Raw genomic sequence first — 2134 nt, forward strand, 5'->3', positions numbered from 1 at the left:
TGTCAAGGGCAGTTTAAAAATGTAGGTTTTCGGCAGAAAGAAATGTAGGTTTTCGGCAGTTACTTGAGGCCACGTAATCGGTAAGATTTACCAGTGATCTTCACTACGTGAACATGATGAACCAAGCGATCGAGAATGGCTGCTGTCACAGTTGGGTTCTGGAAAATATCAACCCAAGCGGATAGATCACTATTGCTGGTAATGATCGTTGAATGCTTTTCATAGCGGGCATTGACTAGCTGAAATAAGAGGTTAGCTTCTTGGTGACCAATTGGCAAATACCCAATTTCATCAATAATTAATAGGTCATAGCGCGAATAGCGGCTTAGAGATCGATCAAGCAGTCCTTTTTCGTAAGCTGCTCTCAATCTAATCAACAGCTCATGACAATTAATAAAGAGAACCCGACAGCCCTGTTTACAGGCCTCAATCCCAATACTAATTGCCAAGTGGGTTTTACCGACTCCCGGATTGCCAATAAAGATTAAGTTTTCAGACTTTTCCATAAAAGCCAGATTCTGGAATTCCAGAACCTCTTGGCGATTAATACTGGGTTGAAAGCTAAAATCAAATGTATCTAGGGATTTTGTATTGGGGAACCGAGCACGGCCAATGGCCCGTGCAATCTGACCTTCGTGTCGATTCTGGAGTTCCGAATTAGTTAAATCAATTAGCGCCTCAGTTAATGACAGATTATCAGTGTGAATTTGATCAAGGTAATTCGGCAAGTATTCACGGATTTTGTTTAACCCTAAGCGCTCAAGATTATTTAAAAGAATTTGATTATTAGTGGTCATGGTAGCCTCCTATAAGTTGTCGTAATCAGTCATATGTTCACGAATGTAAGCTGAAATGTCTTCATCTGTCCGCCCTTTAAGCAAATCAGATTTGAGGATATTGAACTGATCTTGGGGGTCATAATTCAGCGAATTGGTAGTTATGGAGTGCGTACGAATTTCTTCTCCGTTATAATAAATGTGGATGCGCTGCTCATCATTGGAGATTTCAACAGCAACCGTACAACCAATGTATCGCGGATCTACTGAGTACTTACATTTGCGGAAATTGATCATGGCCTCCTTCGAAACGACACGGGTAATGTTTTCTTCGAAGTATGGTTCAAGGAGATTAACTGGAACGCGATGAAGGTACTCTTTTTCTTCGTCTAACCATTTCAGGTACGGGACTTCGTCCGTGGCCTGCGAAGTTTCATGATTTAGATCATCTCGGAGCATATGAACTAGTTCGATTAGCTCAGTTCCATCAGCAAATTCAGTATTGTATGGCCGTAAACGTTCAACCGTGCGAGCAAGGGCTTCAACTGCACCTTTAGTTTGTGGTCTGAATGGTCGACAAGCAATTGGTGTGAAACCGGCATCTTTACAGAATTCGTGGAACCGTTCGTTAAAGACAGCGTGGCCAAACTGGGATTTTGTATGATCCACAACGGTTTTCATATTATCAAACCAGATTTCCGTCGGAATACCTCCGGTATGAAGGAAAGCGTCGTGTAAGCAAGAAAAGAGGGTATCTTGGCTCCGATCAAAGGTTAGTGTCATATATTTGAGTTTTGAATAAGGCAATACATACAAGAAAATATTGAATTTAAACAGCTCACCCTCGCTGCTCACTAGGGCCATTTCTTCTTTCCAGTCAACTTGAGCAGAGAGACCAGGGGAATGTTCAATCCGAATGGTAGCTTTCTTAACTCGTTCTCGGCGGGTTTGGCGACAATAATCTTTCACGAGGGTATAGCTGCCGGTAAAGCCCTTCTTCTGGATAAATTTAAAAATTGAAGCAGCCGAACAATTTAGTTCAAGCTTTGAATCGATGGTTTGCTTGAATGGATCCAGTAAACTTGGCCGTTTCGGTCGACCACTTGGTCGGCCCTTAAGTCCAGCTTTGACTTCCTCATAGGCTTTCTTAACGGTTCGATAATCAACATTATATTGCCGGGCAATCTCGGCGAAGTTAGGCTTAATATTTTCAGTCACGTAAATCGTCACTCCTTCTCTTAAATCACGTCTCACATCAAATTCCTCCTACACTCTGATGTGATTCATGATACAAAAAATGTAGGAAAACCAACAGTTCTAACCTGCCGTTTTCCTACATTTTACGGGTGCCTTTTACA

The 2134-nt window shown here is 41.9% G+C and carries 2 protein-coding genes; both read right to left on the bottom strand.

Annotation, left to right across the window (positions count from 1 at the left end; all coding sequences use genetic code 11):
• Positions 1-59: 59 nt before the first annotated feature.
• Entirely contained in the window at positions 60-797 is a 738-nt protein-coding gene (gene istB / locus FC72_RS10525; RefSeq protein ID WP_003555349.1) for an IS21-like element helper ATPase IstB, read from the bottom strand.
• Positions 798-806: 9 nt separating this feature from the next.
• Positions 807-2030 carry an IS21 family transposase gene (gene istA, locus FC72_RS10530; protein WP_003555353.1) on the bottom strand — a complete coding sequence of 408 codons (1224 nt, stop codon included), beginning with the start codon at positions 2028-2030 and terminating at the stop codon, positions 807-809.
• Positions 2031-2134 lie beyond the last annotated feature (104 nt).

This window comes from Companilactobacillus tucceti DSM 20183 (assembly GCF_001434665.1).
GTDB classification, from domain to species: Bacteria; Bacillota; Bacilli; order Lactobacillales; family Lactobacillaceae; genus Companilactobacillus; species Companilactobacillus tucceti.